The organism is Colwellia sp. NW0002-52-1 (assembly GCF_057550865.1).
This window is the reverse complement of sequence record NZ_BAAJLU010000021.1, coordinates 1-17943: the sequence shown is the minus strand read 5'-3', so window position 1 is coordinate 17943 and position 17943 is coordinate 1. Positions and strand designations below refer to the sequence as shown.

Below are 17943 nucleotides of genomic sequence, written 5' to 3'. Positions count from 1 at the left end.
TATCTTCGTTAGATGTATGTGAGTTTAGTTTTAATGTATTGAATTTTTCAATACCGTTTAAAGTTAAAAAGGCTTGGTAAATCTTATGGTGGGCCTTAGTGTAAACACTAATGACAACCTCGCTGATTTAGACAAACAATTTAACGGCGCACTTTATACCATAAACACACACATTTAACTAGTATTTTGCACTAAAACTCTGCTTAAAATATTTTATTTTCTTAAGGACTAGGATCTTTAATAGTGGCGAGTTAAAATTGCTGCACTTTTTTATACCAAGTTAGTTAAATCATGTCATTGAAAACACCAAACGCAGATCTTTTTTATATTTACGATAGTCATTGCCCTTGGAGCTATGCTTCAGCTGTTTTAGTTGAAAAAGTATTAAGTGCCTTTCCAACAATTACCCTAAGAGCAATGCACGTAGGGTATTACGATGGTGACAATAAAGTGTCTCCTCTAACATTAACTGCTGTTGGCGAATTCAGTAAGGTTAAGTTTGGCGCTAACTATGTTGATACACTTAACTACCCAAAAGACTCTACATTAGTCGCTAATTTAATGGCATGGGTGCAAAATAAGTCAGCAAAGTCTGCCTTTGAGTTGCTAACAAAACTACAACACGCGCATTTTGTTTTAGGTAACGAATTAACAGATAAAGAAAGCGTGATTGATATTATTGACGAACTTAAGCTTTCACCACCTGCCAAGTGTTTGCAATCAAATAAGCTTACCAAAGATGCAGAGTTTGCTATCCACGACATCATCGAAATTCAAGAGATTATTGGCACGCAAGCTATTCCGGCTCTTTTATTAGCCTGTAATGAAAGCTTAGTTTTACTTAATCATAATCTGTATTTAGAAAATCCTGATGCAATAATTGATGCAGTGAGACTTGAATTAGAAAATTTATCCTAAACATTTAACTACGATGCTTTATTGTCGTGTTTAATAAATTTTACTGCACACAATTAAAGGTGTTGCATAGACTGAACTTTATTTTTACAAAAGTTCAGTTAGCAACACCGTAAAACAACTTTTTTATGCCGAAAAATGTACATTAGTTTTTTGGCTTGGGCAAAGGTTAAAAAACAGGTAAAATCGATAACAATTATGATTTATCTTTGCCTAAAGTAATAGTTTCAATCAGAGACATTTTTACAAGATAGCTCATGCATCCCCTTAGGCGGCTTATTAAATACAATTAAGCTACTAGGTATTACACAATTTAATTATTTACAGCGTTACATTTGAGGTTTTATGACAATTACGATTAAAGATCAGCAAGAAATAGAGAAGATGAGAGTTGCGGGAAAACTTGCTGCAGATGTATTGGAAATGATCGAGCCTCATGTAAAGGCTGGCGTAACAACAGATGAATTAAACACTATCTGTGCAGAATATACCGAAAAAGTACAAGGTGCTATCTCAGCGCCGTTAAATTATCACGGTTTTCCAAAGTCAATTTGTACTTCCGTTAATCATGTTGTTTGTCATGGAATTCCAAATGACACCCCTTTAGTTGATGGCGATATTATCAACATCGATATTACCGTTATTAAAGACGGTTATCACGGTGATACAAGTAAAATGTTTTTCATTGGTGAAACCTCTGCAGAAGATAATCGTCTTTGTCGCATTACCCAAGAAGCACTTTATATTGGTCTTAAGAAAGTTAAACCTGGCAACTCTTTTGGAGAAATCGGTACAGCAATTCAAAAGTTTATTAAAAAATCAGGTCGTTACTCGATAGTAAAAGAGTATTGTGGTCATGGTATTGGTCAAGTATTTCATGAAGAGCCTCAAATTGTTCATTATAAAAATAATGACAGTGAAAAAATGCAAGAAGGTATGTGTTTTACAGTAGAGCCTATGATTAACTTAGGTCGAGCAAACACCCTGCTTGATAAAGAAGATAATTGGACAGTTTACACGCTAGATGGGAAAAAATCGGCACAGTGGGAACATACCGTTGTCGTCACTAAAACAGGTTGCGAAGTGCTAACCCTTCGTAAAGACGATACTATTCCAAGAATTTTGCACAATTAAATTTGCTAATACTCGGAAAATCATTAGGGTTGTACATTACTGACTAACTGCATACTGATCTAACATGAGAGCTTATTGTTGAATACTTCATCATTGATACCGGAAAAATATACCGAAGCATTAGCTATTAGTGCGCCTTCACTTAGCAGTGCAGAAATATGCGCGCTCGGGACTGATTTTTTTCAGTGGCAAAAAGAGCAGTTCCCAATTAGCGAAGTAACCTCACTGGTTGCAGCACGAGCCTTTTATGTAGATCTAATTTTAACCAAGCTATGGTGTCAGCATCATTTAGACGAATTTCAAATCAGCTTAGCCGCTGTAGGGGGTTATGGCCGTAAAGAGCTTCACCCTTATTCTGATGTTGACATACTATTAATTACGCAAGAAGTAATCGATGATGATCTAGCCGAGAAAATATCAGCTTTTATCACTCAGCTTTGGGATGTAAAACTTGATATTGGACACAGCGTTCGTAGTATTAAAGAGTGTTTAAACCAAGCAATAGACGACGTAACCATTGCAACAAACCTGATGGAAATGCGAAAAATTTGTGGTAATGATGCACTCATTTCACAACTTGAGCCGCTTTTAGTAGAAGATATATTCTGGACCTCGGAAAAGTTTTTTATCGCTAAACGTGATGAACAATATAATCGTCATCAACAATTTCATGGTGCTTCTTATACCCTAGAACCAAACTTAAAGGCTAACCCCGGTGGTTTGCGTGATATACAAACTATTGGCTGGGTGGCTAAACGCCACTTTATGGCTGACACTCTTGAACAATTAATTGATCATAACTACTTAACCACCAATGAATTTTTCGAACTAATCGAATGTCAAGATTACCTCTGGCGTATGCGTTGTGCGTTGCACTTTATTGCTGGGCGAAACGAAAACCGATTATTATTCGACTATCAAGCCGATGTAGCTGAACTTATGGGTTTTGGTGATGGTGGTAAGCTTGCCATTGAACGAATGATGAAACGCTTTTTCCGTATTATTTCTCGCGTTTCAGAGCTAAATGGCATGTTATTGCACCATTTCGAATATGCAATTTTAAACGACAAAAAACACAGTAAAGAAATTGTCCTAAACGACGACTTTGTTATTATCGACGGTCAAATCAAGGTTTGTAATAAGCGCGTATTTACTCGCTCAACCATGATCATGGAAATGTTTTTACTGATCGCACAGCACGAAGAAATAACCGACTTACACCCCGAAACTCTGCGCTTAATGCGTAATGCTAGACGTCGTTTAGTTTCAGGTATGATTGATTACGAACGTTGTCGACAAATTTTTGTAGCGCTTATTAGACACCCTCGTGGATTAGGCTTAGCATTTACATTAATGCATCGTCATTCGATTATTGGCGCTTATTTACCCTTATGGCGCAATATTGTAGGTCAAATGCAATTTGACTTATTTCACGCCTATTCGGTTGATGAACACAGCTACCGCTTAATTAAGAATTTATACCGCTTTAGTCAACCCGAACATACTAGCGAATACCCATTGTGCAGTAAAATAGTGCAGCGTGTACGTAAACCCGAATTATTATACTTTGCTGGTATATTCCACGATATTGCTAAAGGTCGTGGTGGAGATCATGCAAAACTTGGCGCAATTGACGCACTAGAGTTTGCTAAAATTCATAAACTGGGTGATCACGATGGCCGATTAATCGCATGGCTGGTAGAAAAACATTTATTAATGTCAGTTACCGCTCAGCGCAGAGATATATCGGATCCTGAAGTCATAAAAACTTTCGCTGAAATTGTTCGCGATGAAGTGCACCTTGATTATTTATATTGTTTAACCGTAGCTGATATGCGTGCTACCAACGAAAGTTTATGGAATAGTTGGAAAGCTAATTTACTGGAAGATTTATACAATAGTACTAAGCGCGCCTTCAGACGCGGACTAGAAAAACCAGTAGACTTACGAGCTAAAATTAGAGAAAACCAACAACAAGCTATTGAAATACTTAAAGCTGAAACCATAGATCAAGACCGATTAAAGCAGTTATGGAAAGAATTTAAAGCGGATTACTTTCTGCGTTACACTCCAGAGCAAATTGCCTGGCATTTTAAGCATATATTAGAACATAACAAAGAAAAGCCTATGGTTATTATCAGCCCGAAACCTTATCGCGGCGGTACAGAGGTCTTTGTTTACACGAAAGATAAACCGAATATATTTTATAATATTGTCTCATTACTGGGCGCTAAAAAGTTATCGATTCTTGATGCAAAAATTACCACCAATAAGTCAGGTTATACCGCCAATACATTTGTGGTGTTAGATAATCGCAACAAAGCTATTAACGACAGCGCTAGAGCGTTAACTATCGCACGCTCTTTAAGTGTAAAATTAGCCTCAAAACAAATTAAAATCAAACCGAAACCTTTGGCAAAAAGGTTTCGACAATTTAAGGTACCTACACATGTAAGTTACCTTAAAGGTGCAGCTAAAAATCGTACGATGATTGAAATTGTCGCACTCGACCACCCAGGTTTATTAGCCAACATAGCGGCAATTTTTCAACGCTGTAAAGTACAAATTCATTCAGCAAAAATCACCACTTTTGGTGAAAAAGCTGAAGATGTATTTACCGTTTCAAATATTGATAATCAGCCATTAACTGATACACAAAAAGCCACTTTAAAAGCTATGCTCAGCAATGAAAGCCAAAAACAAATTTTACCAAATTAATACTAGGAATTTGAGATGTTAGAATTACAAACAATTATTGAACAAGCGTTCGAAGATCGCATGAACATTAGCCCAGCTAGTGTAACTTCAGAAGTAAAAGATGCGGTTTTAGAAGCATTAGCGGCATTAAATAATGGTTCAGCGCGTGTTGCAGAAAAAATTGCCGGTGAATGGGTTGTACACCAATGGCTTAAAAAGGCGGTTTTACTTTCATTTAGAATTTGGGATAACGAGGTTATAGACGGAGCTGAAAGTAAGTATTTTGATAAAGTTCCAATGAAATACACTGATTACACTCATGAAGACTTCGTTGCCGATGGCGTTAGAGTTGTGCCTGGTGCATCTGTTCGAACTGGTAGTTTTATAGGTAAAAATGTTGTTGTTATGCCTAGTTTTGTTAACATTGGCGCCTATGTTGATGAAGGCTGTATGGTTGATGGCTGGGCTACCGTAGGCTCATGTGCACAAATTGGTAAAAACGTACATTTATCAGGGGGCGTTGGTATTGGTGGCGTACTTGAGCCACTACAAGCTGGCCCTACTATTATTGAAGATAACTGTTTTATTGGTGCTCGCTCTGAGATTGTTGAAGGTGTAGTCGTTGAAGAAGGCGCTGTTATTTCAATGGGTGTTTATATTGGTCAAAGCACACGCATTTTCGACAGAGAAACAGGCGAAGTTCATTACGGTCGCGTACCCGCAGGCTCTGTTGTAGTTCCAGGGAACTTACCTTCTAAATGTGGAACTTATAGCTTATATGCTGCTATTATCGTTAAAAAAGTAGATGCTAAAACACGAGCTAAAGTAGGAATTAACGCACTACTTCGTTCGGTATCTGAAGAGTAATTTATTACTTTTTTTACATAAATTCACACAGTATTATTATACTTTTTCTTATTCGTAATATTGTGTGAATTCTTAAAATGATATTTTTTTGACACTTCATTAAAAACATAATCATCAATAAATAATTCGACTAAAAACTGCTGTTAATATTAATTATACAAATAACGCCATCTCAACAAATATTAATACATTTCAATTTAAAATCAGCAACTTGGCTTTAAACCTCACAATATTTATCTATTAGAAAGTGCTATCAAACTGTGTCAAAATAATAATTGGCATAACCTTTGCGATAGAGGCTATAAGTACTCTTAACTAGCATAAGTATTATGAAAAAATTCCCTCTACTGATTACTGTTTTAATTGTTACATTATTATCGGCTTGTAATTCAACACCGCAAATGGTTATGGAAAAGAAACCCTTGGTTTCAGATCATTATTTACTGCTGAGTTTATTGAATCGAGAAATGACACAAGATCAACAAATGATGCTATCGTTTGCCGATCAGCGTGATAATTATCAATCAATATACTTTGTTAATGCGGTAGAGATCAGAGGTCCAAATGATGATAGCGATTACAGCAGCCAAAGACCAACAAACGGCTACAGCAAATTAATTTCTCAAGACTTTAATTCTGTACAAATTAGTGGCCCAAATTAATAACACGGCCACTGACTTATTTAGCACTGATTTATTTAGCAAAGACTTACTAAGCTAGAATTTATAAAATACAAGCGCTTAACAGTGATTAAAGTTAAAGCACAACAAGGCGTATTTAATAAACTACAACTCGCCCTTTAAAGTTAAATACCTTACCATTGAAACTCTTTGAATACCTGCTGCCATTGCGCGTCAAATTCTGCTTCAATTTTCACTGCTTGCTCTGTAACAGGGTGTATAAATTCAACTTGCTTTGCTATTAACATTAAACGTTTAAAACCAAAGTACTCACCAAAGAATGGATTTTGTTTATTATCGCCGTAGTTTATGTCACCAATAATCGGATGACGTAAATGCGCTAAATGCCGTCTTATTTGATGACGTCTGCCCGTATGAGGCTGACATTGAATTAACGAATACCTAACACTAGAGTACTTCCCTAACGGTACATCTAATGTGGCGATAGCTGCTGATTTATAGAACGTTGTTGCACTTTGTGGCGCTTTGTCGCGACTCACATCTTTATCACCTAAGTCATCTAGCTTTTCTTTTAATGGATGTTCAATAACACCTTCATCGACTAAGTGGCCACGCGTTAGCGCATAATAAGTTTTCTGAATTTTTCGATCAGTAAATGCCTGGCCCATTAAGCGAGCAGCATCTTGAGTTAATGCAAAAAGTAATACACCTGAAGTAGGTCTATCTAAGCGATGTAAAGGGTAAACATATTGCCCGATTTGATCGCGAACAAGCTGCAAAGCAAAATAAATTTCATCTTTGTCCATAAAGCTTCGATGAACAAAAAGCCCTGCAGGTTTATCTACAGCCACTATGTACTCATCTTGATATAAAATTTTTAATACAGGTTTATCTACAATTACTGAACCGGCATTTTCAATTGTCATGTTAGGGAATTCTTCTTTTATTAATCATGGTTTCTAACGACTGTATATACAGAGTTATAAATTTAAGTGCTTTGATAAATCAAATATTTTAATTTACCGCGAATCAAGAAAAAGATTAACGGTGGAGTTAAAGCGCTATTATCTCTATAATATTGCGCCATAACAACTTGTACCTACTTTTATCAATTTATATCAACCTTTATAGCGACAGTATTATTCTATGAGTTCATCTTCAGACACTATTTCTTCAATTTCAGCATTACTGAGCTTATCAGATTCTCAATACCGTATTTTTGATATTGGCCGAAGAGTAGATAAAATTTCAAAAGAGCAATTTGCAAAAATTGAAGCGGCAGAACTACCATATCCTTATCCTATTCAAGGGCATGCCCTACTCGCCATAGCGTTTTGGCAAAAACAATCAACCAGTCCTTATTTATGGTTTATCAAACTGCCGTTAGACGAAAGAGGTTTATTAAACCAAGGTGCAAGAAACCACTTTATAGCAATTATTATTGAAGCTTTAGGTGATGATCTCTCTGTTAATCCTACCGAGCAACAAGAAGCCTTATTAAAGAAAAACCCCTACCATTTTACTCCTGCTCAATATAAATTGGCGGCAGTAAATAGTGTTGTATCTGCATCACTGAAACAAGTGGCAAGCAAATTTTATGCGCCAGCCCAACACTATTTATCGGGTGTTAACGGTTGGGAAGCTTGGCAATCAGTTGGCGTACAAGGCTTATCAGACTTTGCCTTTAGATTAGGCGAAGCTCAAAATAGTGAAACCTTAACTAATGCTTTGGCACATCTTCCCGAAGAAGTGTTAGTGCCTTTATGCTCTGCGCTTGAAAATATTAGCTTAGCCCCAGCAGTAATAAAACAATTAACAACACGTTATCATCAAGAAGAACAGAAAACAGACGCTAACAATACCATTTTGATAGCCTTGCTACGTGCTTTAGCGTCGAGTACTCAGCACCCTTACAGCCAAAAATTTATTGCTAATTTAATCGAAAATACTAATTTAGCTGAAGATATACTTATTATTATCGCAGGTCGATTATGGCCAACATTAATTGATGAGAAGTTATTGTTTAACTACTTAGAGCAATTAATAAAAGATAACGACAACGCATTATTTTCGGCAATATTTAAAGATTTAGTTGCAATACCTATGATTCGCCCCGTACTATTGCAAGCCATTCGTTCACCAAAACGCAGCCCAGAATTGGCCACAGCCATTGGCATGCTTTTTAAACCTTAGGCATTTCATGGAAAACATTTATTACCTACTCTTTATTGGCTTACTCTTCTGGTATTTTGTCTATTTACGCAAAGTATCTGAGCACGCGCGCTCGCACGCTGACCAATATTGTAAACAAGAAAACTTACAATTTTTAGCAATAGCTCGCCAATCAAGTCGATTTAGATTTTCTAAACGCTTAGGGCCACACTGGTTGAGTAGTTTTGACTTTGAATTTAGTGGTGATGGTGAATCAACGTACCATGGCACAATGACATTACGTGGCTATAAGCTCGATAATATAGATACACCTCCTTATCGAGTGAATTAATAAAAGAGTTATTACGGGGGACGTAAAAAAAAGACAAAAAAAAAGCGACATAATGTCGCTTGTTTTTTGATTATTCAACTATTTCCGTGGTTTACATCCATTTGTGCTTATTCCATAAGCGCTCTTTTCAATCCTTGAAAAAAGTTGCATCGTGCATAACATCCGTATTTACCTTAAGCTAAATAACCTTAATTCCGTTTACAAATTCATAAATCCCTTTAATCCATAAATACTGACCGCAGTCGGTAAATACTTGGTTTCCCTAACGCTTTGTCTCCTAGACGAAATTAATTATACTTCAAGCATTGTTTTATAATAGAAGGTGCAAACTAAAAGAATTGAAGTTTTTTTCATTGCTGACAAAGAACACACCAATAAACATTAAAAATCAGTGATTTAATAATTTAATAGGTCAATAAACTAAAATTTATTGCTATAAACTAACAATATTTGCAGACATGTCTTACGTACTGTTAGCCAAATTAGGATGATAAGTTACATAGTTAATTATCGTTTCACGAGAACATCAAATAAAATATGAGCTGCTTGAAAGTATTTCGTTGTTAAAGTTAGATAAAAAATTCAAGCAAATTCTAAACTTCTATTTTCAATAAACCCAACCATCCATACAGTTAGTTGGCATACCCAGTTCATCTATTTCAGCATAAATATCATCAATATAGTCTGGATCTTTAGCATCTTCTTTGGCGATATTTAACCAATATATAGCCTTTAAACTGTCTTTATTACACGCATAGTAAGTACCTAACCAGAGTTCACCATATTTATATCCTTGCTTGGCCGATTGCTCAAATGCATCGAATGCATCATCTCTAGAGCTTTTTTGAAGTAACAAACCAATATAGTAATAGGCTTCAGGATTGTTAAACTTTTCAATAGAGTACTTCCATAACTCTATCGCTTTACTTTTATCTAGGGTTAATGGTTGTGATAAGCCAAACATTGAATAGCTATATGAACCATGCTCAAGAGCAGATGCTAAATCGAATAACTCTTGATAAGGTAAATGCTTATAATCTTTTAACTTATTCTTAAATGCTTGCTTAATTTCAAGCTCGGATCTAATGATCTTTGGTAAACCAAACAAAATGTCGTTTTGTCTCAAAAAATTGAGGTTATTCACTTCACTATTGTTTTTAACAAACTTAGCCCAATGCTCAAGAGATACTGTGTTACAGCCACCATTTTCTTGTATTAGTTCATTCACTAATTTATTAGCAAAATTTTCAGTTTCGGCTTCATAACCCATGAATTCTATAAATTCATTGATGGTATATCCGGTATTTTTTCTCAGGTAATAGTCTGTTTCTAAAAGAAGCTCCGATGAGTTTTCAAATGTTGTTTTACATCGTTCATTCATTATTGAAAAAGCCACATTTCCTAACGCTATATCACCAATAACTTCGGCATAAGCTATGGAAGTTTTTTCGAATTGATTTAATTCTTTTGCGTTTATTTCAAATTGCCATAAACCAGCTAATATTATAAAAAGTAAAATTCGAGTCATTATCTGATCCTTGAAAAATATTTGACGCTTTTGATAAGTTATCAATAACAGAATAACAATCATCGATAAAGTAAGTAAAAAGATGCCCCTTCTGTTTCAGTGTGGTAAGTGGCTAATTATTCATTCATAACGTATTTTTCTATAGCTATAGGCTACGTCATTAGGTAACTAAAATGAAAATAAGATGTGCATAGAAGTTTGGATTAAAGCAAGGCCAACAACTTCTACACTTGTTTGATTGGTTTACAGTTGCCAAACTCTGTAACGTGCCAAAGTTCACCTGATGGCCCCCACAAATAAACAACTTTACCCCAATGTTCTGCTTTAATAGGCTTGTACTTAATATCGAAGTCATCTAGATTTGAAATAATATCAAAAGCCTCGTTTATGTCTAAAACCGACAGCTGAAACATTAAATTTCTGGCCAATTCTTCGTTATAAAACCTTTGTAAGTAAAATGTACACTCCCCGCTTTCAAATAAAGATAAGTCATCACTCACATATTCCATTTTAAAGCCCAATGCTTGATAAAATGATTGCGATATTTCGTAATTCTTACTGGGAATAAAAACCCTAATGTCATCTATTTTCATCTGATTGTCCTTTGGCAACTAACACGCCTTTATATCAGTAAAATAACCAAGAAATACAAGAGTAACTATGAAAAAAAATGTTATTTATTCCGAATAGTCCCAAACTAAGTACAACATGTCATTAACTGCTTTTGCAATTTTGTATTTTCACAGCCGATAATATTTAGACCAATAACTTTATTTTTAGTCGAGTACGTTAGCATGACCTTATATTTATCATTTCCTGTTGGAAATGTATCTTCAATTTCTTTCGAATGATAGCCCGAAAATTCATTGGTAAATGCTGAATTATCTGATGAAAATGAAGCACAAGCAAATATTACACAGCTATCGAGTTGTTCGGCAAAGCCATTCTCACCTTCTGCAATTAAAGAAGACTTAACCTCGTTAAATAGATCAGCTAATTTTTCTTTAAACACTAAAGTTTCCAATGTAGCTAACATTTTTTAAAATACTTAGTATTTTCACAACAGTAGCATGGCTAAAATATTTATTAAAATCTCAAATGTAGACAAAATTTACTTAGAAAATAACAACGAGATTAATAACATTTAAACAGCCTGTTCTCTTGCCACTTTAAATAAAAAATAAAATTAAAAATCTTCGAGATAAACTGACTTTACGACTCAAATTAGTTAACCTTGCCCACTCTTATGGTTTTATTATTTTAGTGTTTTTTTAAGTTCGCTATTTTCGTACTTTAGCTAACGTATTTTGTGGAGATTTTATGCAATTTATTCAGTCATTATTTTGCTGGCAAGGTTTTGATAATCGACAACGCTTTATACTTATCGTACTGGCTTCATTATTCTTTTTTAGTACATTAAGCGCAATTTTTAGTAATTCTATATTATTCAGCACTATCACCTTATTTTTATGCTCTGTTATATGTTTCGCTACGACAAAACGCCGACAAAATGATGCACAGTTTGATAAAAAATGGCTTATGGCTCCTACTGGTAGTCTAATTGTTACCGGCTTAATCATTGTGCTGCTTGGGAATGGCATGAGCTATTGGTTGCTATTGTTACCCATCGGCTTGAGCGCACTATTGTTAACTTACCCGAGCAAAAATAGCAGGCAATATGTGCTAGGTTATAGTGGACCGATAAATTTATCTGAGTTCAAAAAAACGGTGAAGAAGAGCCCTTCACGCAATAGCCAACGTGTTGAGCCTACCATTAACAGTATTGATGTTAACCCTTCTAACGCATTTTCATATGCAAATAATGTTGAAAACTCTACCACAACAACCTATGAAGACAATACTAACTCAAACAGCAATAATTCAAATAAAGAACAGGGGCTTGAGTTTGCAGAGTCGCTACGATTAACACTGTTTAGTAAAATAAATACCCGCTTAACTATTGCGGTGATCTTTTCATTTTTCGTGCTAGTTTTACTTATATTTGCCTTATTCTCTAACAATACTGAAAATGAAAATTTAGTAGAAGAAAAAGCGCTTCCTGAAAAAATCACGACCTTTGAGCATAAACTTACATTACCCGATAACTTCTCTATAATGTTTAATGATCAAAAAGCCCTTGTTGTTCACTGGCAAGCTGATGTTGTAGATAATGATAAGTTTTGGACATTAAGCACAGCCCTTGGCGATAAAAGCTGTAAGGCTATTGAATTTAATAATGAGTTACCAATAAGAACACTTAAAGTTAGCACTGAAAACAATGGCTTTTATGCCACTTTTTCGCCATTAGATACTAAAGCGCTAATTAAAAATATTGCTTTTAAAAACAATTTTGCATTATGTGGGTATAAGTTTTCTTTAAAAGGTAGCCAAGCAGCATTAGGAAAGTCTGCATTTTATTCACCGTTAGTTGAATATTAACTCGGCAAAATAAGTCAGTAATACACGGCTATAATATGCCTATCGGCGCTGTTTGAATTTGTTAACAGTTTTAGTACTTCTAATATCGGTGACTAGAATAAGCGACTAATATAAGCGTCTAAGGCAAGTGATTAAGACTAATGAGTTGAAGGAAATCACTTGTCTTTATGTAAAATATTGCTTGAGAAATTACACTAGGAATAACCTTAATTATCCCTAATGTCGTGATTTAAATTTCTGTTTAAGTTCTTATTTAAGAGTTCTTATTTAAGTTCTGAAGGACAAACTAAACTCAATTAAAGTGAATAACACTTTATAAATACATGTCAAGGAAGCGAATTAAACCCTTGAATTTTATGTGCTTTAGTGGGTATTTATCCATTAACTCAACTATTGTTAATTTTTAAATCGTCAGGTTATTTTACTTTTTGGTAACCCGAACGTAAATGTAAGTCGATAGCGCGCAATACATCATTACGAGATATTGTACCCAATAAGTTTTCATCGTCATCAACAACTGGGTAAACCTTAGGTTTATTTTTTAACATTTGCTGACCTAACTCAATAACGCTGTCGTATGGCTTAACAGTTAACACATCTTTACGCATTAAATCGGCCACATCTGCAATATGCTCGTTATAATAAATGGTTTCTATCATTTTTGATAAAACATCACTTTCAGATAAAAAACCAATTAATTGATTATTTTTATCAATAACGGGCCCACCAATTTGTTTGGTTTTTAAAAACCTCAATGCTGCTTCTTCAACCACCATTTCTGGCGCGAAAGTCACTGGATAATGGTTCATATATTCTTTTACTTGTAATGATTCCATACTCGATCCCTAAAATTTAATTAACACTCATAGCCAAATATTGATCAGACTTTTTTTATTTATTTACTTTCCATTATTAACTGTAGACTCATTTGCAGATAAATCATCCATTTACAGAGTTTTTCTTACTTTTTTGCTTACTTTTATCTACTTTTTATTTAGTTTTTATTTAGTTAACTGGCTAAAGCTAGTAACGCGGGTTGTGTTGTTGCGCCAATTGACTGTGCAATCGACTTATAAGCATTAACAAAATCTTTCCTTAAGTGTGATTTTAAATGCCCTTTCACTTGCTTTATTGGCTCTTTTTTCAAAACACAAAATAATGCCAATGCATAAACAGTTTCAGGCTCAGTCAATGCCGCCTGACGATTTAAACTGGCATTATTACATGAGCCACAGCCGCCCTTAAACTGATAAGCAGTATTAGCAAAAATAACCCCAAAGCCCATAAAACAAGCAACTAAATCTATTGCTTGTGGCAGATACTCTTTACCACCAGGCGGCAACACTTTATTAGAAATCACCAAAATACTAGCGAGTGCTTGGCTTATACCAGCGATTAAATCTTGTGGCTGGTTTACTTGGTTTGGATTAAAACCCAGCATTAACGGTGCATTAGTCAAATTCATATTAACTTCAGCGTTTTCTCCCCGAATAACAGCTCCTAATCTTAAGTCTTCAATCGCTGTAGTGGTGGTTGGTGAGCTAGAGGTAATATCTATCGGCCAGTTTTGCATTCCAGCGTATTTCTTTGTATTAGTAAACATCGCTTGCGCCATTTCATCAATACTGCTGACTTTTCCTGGATAAAAATCATTATTAGGAAGGATCAATCGTGCGTCATTTTTAAGCACATTAATATCAAAATTCTCAATCGCCCAGGCAAAAGTATCCCAGATCCAGTTTTTGGTGTTTTCATCAATTATTTCTTTTGGGCCAAACAGTTTTGCTAACATAATTTTACTACTTCTAATTTATTACTTTCAGTTCTAGTTTTTAACATTCTGATCCAATGCCCATTGCCAAGCTTTGGTATTGTACAAAGGCACCGTTGATAATGAGTGATGATGACTACCTGATGACTCTTTCGTTGAATAAGACAGGTAAATCAGGGTTTTATTTTCAGCATCATATATACGTCTGACTTTTAAGCTCTTAAATAAAATACTTTTCGATTCTTTAAAAACCACTTCACCATTTTTTGAGCGATCTATTTTCGCTAAATGCTCTGCAGTTATTTCACCGGTTTGTCGACAAGCTATGCTCATATCTGAAGGATCAGAGAAGTCTAAATCAGCCTCTACATGGCTAATATGGCAAGTTACCCCAGTAACAATAGGGTCTTGCTGAGCTCTTATTACAACATCTTTTGTAGTAAATAATCCTAAGCTAACTTTCCCTACATCTTCTGAACACCCTACAATAGCGAAACCACAAATTAAGCCTAAAGATGTGTTACGCGCTATTTTTAATATGTTGTTATTTATCATCTTTAAATATTCCTACAAACTCTTTACCGTTCGACGATTTACTTGCACGATACATACCTGAGCTATTAAATGGCATGGTTATATTACCTTGCGTATCAATGGCAATAACACCACCTGAGCCGCCAGCTTTGACTAACACATCATTAATGACCACATCTGCCGCTTTTTCAAGACTTAAACCTTGATATTGCATACGCGCACAAATATCTGCCGCAACATGGTAGCGAATAAAGTATTCACCATGACCCGTTGCCGAAACCGCACAGCTATCATTATTAGCGTAAGTTCCCGCACCAATAATAGGGGCATCGCCAATGCGACCAAAGCGTTTAGCGGTCATACCCCCGGTACTTGTGCCTGCGCTTATCGTGCCTGACTTATCAAGCGCCACTGCACCAACGGTACCAAATTTATATTCATTATCAAGTGTTTGGTGTGCGGCCTGGAAATCTTTTAGCTCTTTTTCTTGCTCAGCTAACTGTTTTTTTGCTTTTAATAACGATTGAAATCTCGCATCAGTATTAAAGTAACTATTTTCAACCAGTGCTAAGCCCTGCTGATTAGCAAAAACTTCTGCACCTTCACCGCTGAGCATCACGTGCACAGATTTTTCCATTATCACTTCAGCTAGCGCTATTGGGCTTTTTACGGTTTTTACACCGGAAACGGCTCCAGCATTTAAGGTTTTACCGTTCATAATTGACGCGTCAAGTTCATGCTCGCCATCAAAAGTATAAACGGCGCCTTTACCCGCATTAAATAATGGCGAATCCTCTAGTATTTGAATTGCGGCAATCACTGCTACTTGGCTAGACTTACCATCAGCTAAAAGTGCATAGCCGGTGTCACGTGCTTTTTTTAATGCCGACTCATAAGCTTGACGTTTCTCTTGAGTCATTTTACTTTTATCTATTGTACCTGCGCCGCCATGTATCGCTATGGCAAATGCTTGCTCTGCTTGTGCCTTATCAACGAACCATAAGGGTGATGTCGTTAAGGTTAAAGCCAGTGCTAAAAATAGTTTATTTTTCATTGAGTTTCGCCATCATGTTTAATCTTGTTTTACCGCACTTGTTTTGCTGCACTTTTTTCGAAGCTATGTTTAGCTGTTTTGTTTAGCCGCAACAATTACACGGTAAAAGTATAGTGTAACAATGTGCGATAAATTCTCCATATTTACAAGTACCCAGCTTGTGTAAAAGCCCGTGGCTGTAAAAACTAATTCACAGTAGACATAAATACGCACTTTAGTTATTGTACTGGTCATACCATTTTTGTTTTTATAAGCTAGCACTTATATCGATAAGGACTTTCATGACAGAACAACGCGTAATTGTAGAGATCGCCAACAACATAGCCCACGTTAAACTCAATCGCCCAGACAAGCTTAATGCACTAGATATGGCTATGTTTATGGCCATTCGTAATACCATTAAAACATTACGTAAAAACCGCGACATTAGAGCCATTATCGTTTCAGGTAATGGAGACGATTTTTGTTCAGGTTTAGATGTTAAATCGATCATGAAGTCACCTAAAAACATGATAAAACTACTTTTTAAAGCCTCACCTTGGCGATCAAATCTAGCACAAGTAGTTTCTACAGGCTGGCAAGATATTGCTGTTCCGGTTATTTGTGTTATCCAAGGACGTTGCTGGGGAGGAGGTTTACAAATTGCCTTGGGGGCAGATTTTAGGTTTGCTACACCCGACAGTTCGCTATCAATTCTAGAAGGTAAATGGGGCTTAATACCTGATATGGGTGGCACAGTAGCATTACGTGACCTCATCGCGATTGATCAAGCAAAAAAACTCGCCATGACAGCAGAAATGTTTACTGGTGAGCAGGCACACGCTTTAAATTTAGTGACTGAAGTAACCAACACGCCAATGGCTGATGCCCAGGCATTTGCGCTGTCTTTAATGTCACAATCGCCAGACGCAGTAGCGGCCAATAAACGTTTATACAACAAAAGCTGGAACAGCAGTAAAGGCTGGGCGTTGTTTAGAGAGTCTTACTATCAACTGAGAATATTAATGGGTAAGAATGTTCACCGTAAAATTTATAATCAAACTCATGACGCTAAGCAACATAAGCCATTTTTAACGCGCAAGAAGTGGTAATTTCAGAGCATTAAAAGCCATTTCTAAATTTAAATGATGCTTGTAAAGGCATCATTATTTATAAATATATCCAAGCTTAAATCATTGCTTGAATAATTGAACATACTGATAAGTCGGACCTTAAATAATTATGTCAAATCTATGAAATAGCTGTGACATAACTCTGAAATAACTATGAAAAAGTGCTGTCTAACTTAGTGTTGCTTACTCAAACAGTGACCTGGTCAACTAAATTCAGACACCCCAGTTAAGTTCGTTAAGCTACCTTTTTCAATTCTCTTTCTTCATATTCAAATACATTTGGACTTTGGTAGCCCAGATATGAGTGCAATCGTTTGCTGTTGTACCACCTTTCTTAATTAAGCCACCCATAATAACTTGTTCATATTTTTATCAGTAAACTACACTTAGTTCATAACTTTAAATGTGGTGTTTATTATGCCTAAACCTCGTTCTCAACAAATCAGTTTAACCGATACGCCAAATTATCATATATGCAGTCGCACCGTTCGCAAGGCCTTTTTGTGTGGTGTTGATAAAGAAACCGGCGTGAGTTATGAGCACAGGCGAAGTTGGATTGAAAAGCGTATTTTTCAATTATCTCAAGTGTTTTCCATTGATATCTGTGCTCATGCTGTGATGAATAATCACTTACACCTCGTTCTTCATGTTGAAAGTGAACAAGTGGAAAACTGGACAACACGAGAGGTGCTTACGCGTTGGCATAAACTGTTTAAAGGTACCCACCTCACTGTTAAATTTCAACAAA

General features: G+C 35.8%; 17 protein-coding genes and 1 pseudogene. 10 read left to right on the top strand and 8 right to left on the bottom strand.

Going from position 1 to position 17943, the window contains the following annotated elements; translation table 11 throughout:
* The first annotated feature begins 291 nt into the window (after window positions 1-291).
* From AC27H3_RS16065 to AC27H3_RS16045, 5 genes are all read left to right on the top strand, one after another.
* A complete protein-coding gene (locus tag AC27H3_RS16065) occupies window positions 292-918 on the top strand; it encodes a hypothetical protein (RefSeq protein ID WP_487107764.1) in 627 nt (208 codons plus the stop codon).
* A gap of 342 nt (window positions 919-1260) precedes the next feature.
* Window positions 1261-2049 (top strand): type I methionyl aminopeptidase, encoded by a 789-nt coding sequence (gene map / locus AC27H3_RS16060; RefSeq protein WP_487107762.1) that lies wholly within the window; start codon window positions 1261-1263, stop codon window positions 2047-2049.
* Window positions 2050-2127: 78 nt separating this feature from the next.
* Entirely contained in the window at window positions 2128-4767 is a 2640-nt protein-coding gene (glnD, locus tag AC27H3_RS16055; RefSeq protein WP_487107760.1) for a [protein-PII] uridylyltransferase, read from the top strand.
* A gap of 15 nt (window positions 4768-4782) precedes the next feature.
* Entirely contained in the window at window positions 4783-5613 is an 831-nt protein-coding gene (dapD, locus tag AC27H3_RS16050; RefSeq protein WP_487107758.1) for a 2,3,4,5-tetrahydropyridine-2,6-dicarboxylate N-succinyltransferase, read from the top strand.
* Window positions 5614-5942: 329 nt separating this feature from the next.
* Complete coding sequence (locus AC27H3_RS16045) at window positions 5943-6275, top strand: hypothetical protein (protein ID WP_487107756.1); 333 nt, start codon at window positions 5943-5945, stop codon at window positions 6273-6275.
* Window positions 6276-6427: 152 nt separating this feature from the next.
* Here AC27H3_RS16045 and truC read toward each other — a convergent pair whose 3' ends face one another.
* A complete protein-coding gene (truC, locus tag AC27H3_RS16040; RefSeq protein WP_487107754.1) occupies window positions 6428-7180 on the bottom strand; it encodes a tRNA pseudouridine(65) synthase TruC in 753 nt (250 codons plus the stop codon).
* Between the two features lie 220 nt (window positions 7181-7400).
* On the opposite strand from truC, the gene AC27H3_RS16035 reads away from it, so the two are divergent.
* Both AC27H3_RS16035 and AC27H3_RS16030 read left to right on the top strand, forming a co-directional pair.
* Window positions 7401-8447, top strand: a complete 1047-nt coding sequence (locus tag AC27H3_RS16035; RefSeq protein ID WP_487107752.1) for a DUF3549 family protein — start codon at window positions 7401-7403, stop codon at window positions 8445-8447.
* A 7-nt stretch (window positions 8448-8454) separates the two neighbouring features.
* Window positions 8455-8757: a DUF3301 domain-containing protein gene (locus AC27H3_RS16030; protein WP_085302555.1), complete on the top strand. Its 303-nt coding sequence runs from the start codon at window positions 8455-8457 to the stop codon at window positions 8755-8757.
* Between the two features lie 607 nt (window positions 8758-9364).
* Here AC27H3_RS16030 and AC27H3_RS16025 read toward each other — a convergent pair.
* The 3 genes from AC27H3_RS16025 to AC27H3_RS16015 form a co-directional block, all read right to left on the bottom strand.
* A complete protein-coding gene (locus tag AC27H3_RS16025; protein WP_487107750.1) occupies window positions 9365-10285 on the bottom strand; it encodes a hypothetical protein in 921 nt (306 codons plus the stop codon).
* A gap of 224 nt (window positions 10286-10509) precedes the next feature.
* Entirely contained in the window at window positions 10510-10878 is a 369-nt protein-coding gene (locus tag AC27H3_RS16020; protein ID WP_487107748.1) for a VOC family protein, read from the bottom strand.
* Between the two features lie 104 nt (window positions 10879-10982).
* A complete protein-coding gene (locus tag AC27H3_RS16015) occupies window positions 10983-11297 on the bottom strand; it encodes a hypothetical protein (protein ID WP_487107747.1) in 315 nt (104 codons plus the stop codon).
* A 308-nt stretch (window positions 11298-11605) separates the two neighbouring features.
* Here AC27H3_RS16015 and AC27H3_RS16010 point away from each other — a divergent pair, with 308 nt between their 5' ends.
* A complete protein-coding gene (locus AC27H3_RS16010; RefSeq protein ID WP_487107745.1) occupies window positions 11606-12724 on the top strand; it encodes a hypothetical protein in 1119 nt (372 codons plus the stop codon).
* A gap of 416 nt (window positions 12725-13140) precedes the next feature.
* Here AC27H3_RS16010 and AC27H3_RS16005 read toward each other — a convergent pair whose 3' ends face one another.
* The 4 genes from AC27H3_RS16005 to AC27H3_RS15990 all read right to left on the bottom strand — a co-directional run bounded on the left by AC27H3_RS16005 (window position 13141) and on the right by AC27H3_RS15990 (window position 16083).
* A complete protein-coding gene (locus AC27H3_RS16005; RefSeq protein WP_085302562.1) occupies window positions 13141-13560 on the bottom strand; it encodes a CBS domain-containing protein in 420 nt (139 codons plus the stop codon).
* Between the two features lie 173 nt (window positions 13561-13733).
* Entirely contained in the window at window positions 13734-14516 is a 783-nt protein-coding gene (locus AC27H3_RS16000; protein WP_487107743.1) for a hypothetical protein, read from the bottom strand.
* Window positions 14517-14549: 33 nt separating this feature from the next.
* Window positions 14550-15050, bottom strand: coding sequence for a CreA family protein (locus AC27H3_RS15995; protein ID WP_487107741.1), 501 nt, complete (start codon window positions 15048-15050; stop codon window positions 14550-14552).
* Window positions 15040-16083 (bottom strand): isoaspartyl peptidase/L-asparaginase family protein, encoded by a 1044-nt coding sequence (locus AC27H3_RS15990; RefSeq protein WP_487107739.1) that lies wholly within the window; start codon window positions 16081-16083, stop codon window positions 15040-15042. Before AC27H3_RS15990 ends, AC27H3_RS15995 begins: the two co-directional genes overlap by 11 nt.
* Before the next feature lie 281 nt (window positions 16084-16364).
* Here AC27H3_RS15990 and AC27H3_RS15985 point away from each other — a divergent pair, with 281 nt between their 5' ends.
* Entirely contained in the window at window positions 16365-17174 is an 810-nt protein-coding gene (locus AC27H3_RS15985; RefSeq protein WP_487107737.1) for a crotonase/enoyl-CoA hydratase family protein, read from the top strand.
* Window positions 17175-17612: 438 nt separating this feature from the next.
* Window positions 17613-17943 (top strand): annotated as a pseudogene (locus AC27H3_RS15980) (transposase); the annotation flags it as partial.

Coding starts and splice junctions, on each gene's coding strand:
- dapD (WP_487107758.1), top strand. CDS start 4,783: ATGTTAGAATTACAAACAATTATTGAACAAGCGTTCGAAGATCGCATG.
- AC27H3_RS16000 (WP_487107743.1), bottom strand. CDS start 14,516: ATGTTAGCAAAACTGTTTGGCCCAAAAGAAATAATTGATGAAAACACC.
- AC27H3_RS16030 (WP_085302555.1), top strand. CDS start 8,455: ATGGAAAACATTTATTACCTACTCTTTATTGGCTTACTCTTCTGGTAT.
- AC27H3_RS16065 (WP_487107764.1), top strand. CDS start 292: ATGTCATTGAAAACACCAAACGCAGATCTTTTTTATATTTACGATAGT.
- AC27H3_RS16005 (WP_085302562.1), bottom strand. CDS start 13,560: ATGGAATCATTACAAGTAAAAGAATATATGAACCATTATCCAGTGACT.
- AC27H3_RS16045 (WP_487107756.1), top strand. CDS start 5,943: ATGAAAAAATTCCCTCTACTGATTACTGTTTTAATTGTTACATTATTA.
- AC27H3_RS16010 (WP_487107745.1), top strand. CDS start 11,606: ATGCAATTTATTCAGTCATTATTTTGCTGGCAAGGTTTTGATAATCGA.
- AC27H3_RS16020 (WP_487107748.1), bottom strand. CDS start 10,878: ATGAAAATAGATGACATTAGGGTTTTTATTCCCAGTAAGAATTACGAA.
- AC27H3_RS16025 (WP_487107750.1), bottom strand. CDS start 10,285: ATGACTCGAATTTTACTTTTTATAATATTAGCTGGTTTATGGCAATTT.
- truC (WP_487107754.1), bottom strand. CDS start 7,180: ATGACAATTGAAAATGCCGGTTCAGTAATTGTAGATAAACCTGTATTA.
- AC27H3_RS15995 (WP_487107741.1), bottom strand. CDS start 15,050: ATGATAAATAACAACATATTAAAAATAGCGCGTAACACATCTTTAGGC.
- AC27H3_RS15990 (WP_487107739.1), bottom strand. CDS start 16,083: ATGAAAAATAAACTATTTTTAGCACTGGCTTTAACCTTAACGACATCA.
- AC27H3_RS15985 (WP_487107737.1), top strand. CDS start 16,365: ATGACAGAACAACGCGTAATTGTAGAGATCGCCAACAACATAGCCCAC.
- map (WP_487107762.1), top strand. CDS start 1,261: ATGACAATTACGATTAAAGATCAGCAAGAAATAGAGAAGATGAGAGTT.
- AC27H3_RS16035 (WP_487107752.1), top strand. CDS start 7,401: ATGAGTTCATCTTCAGACACTATTTCTTCAATTTCAGCATTACTGAGC.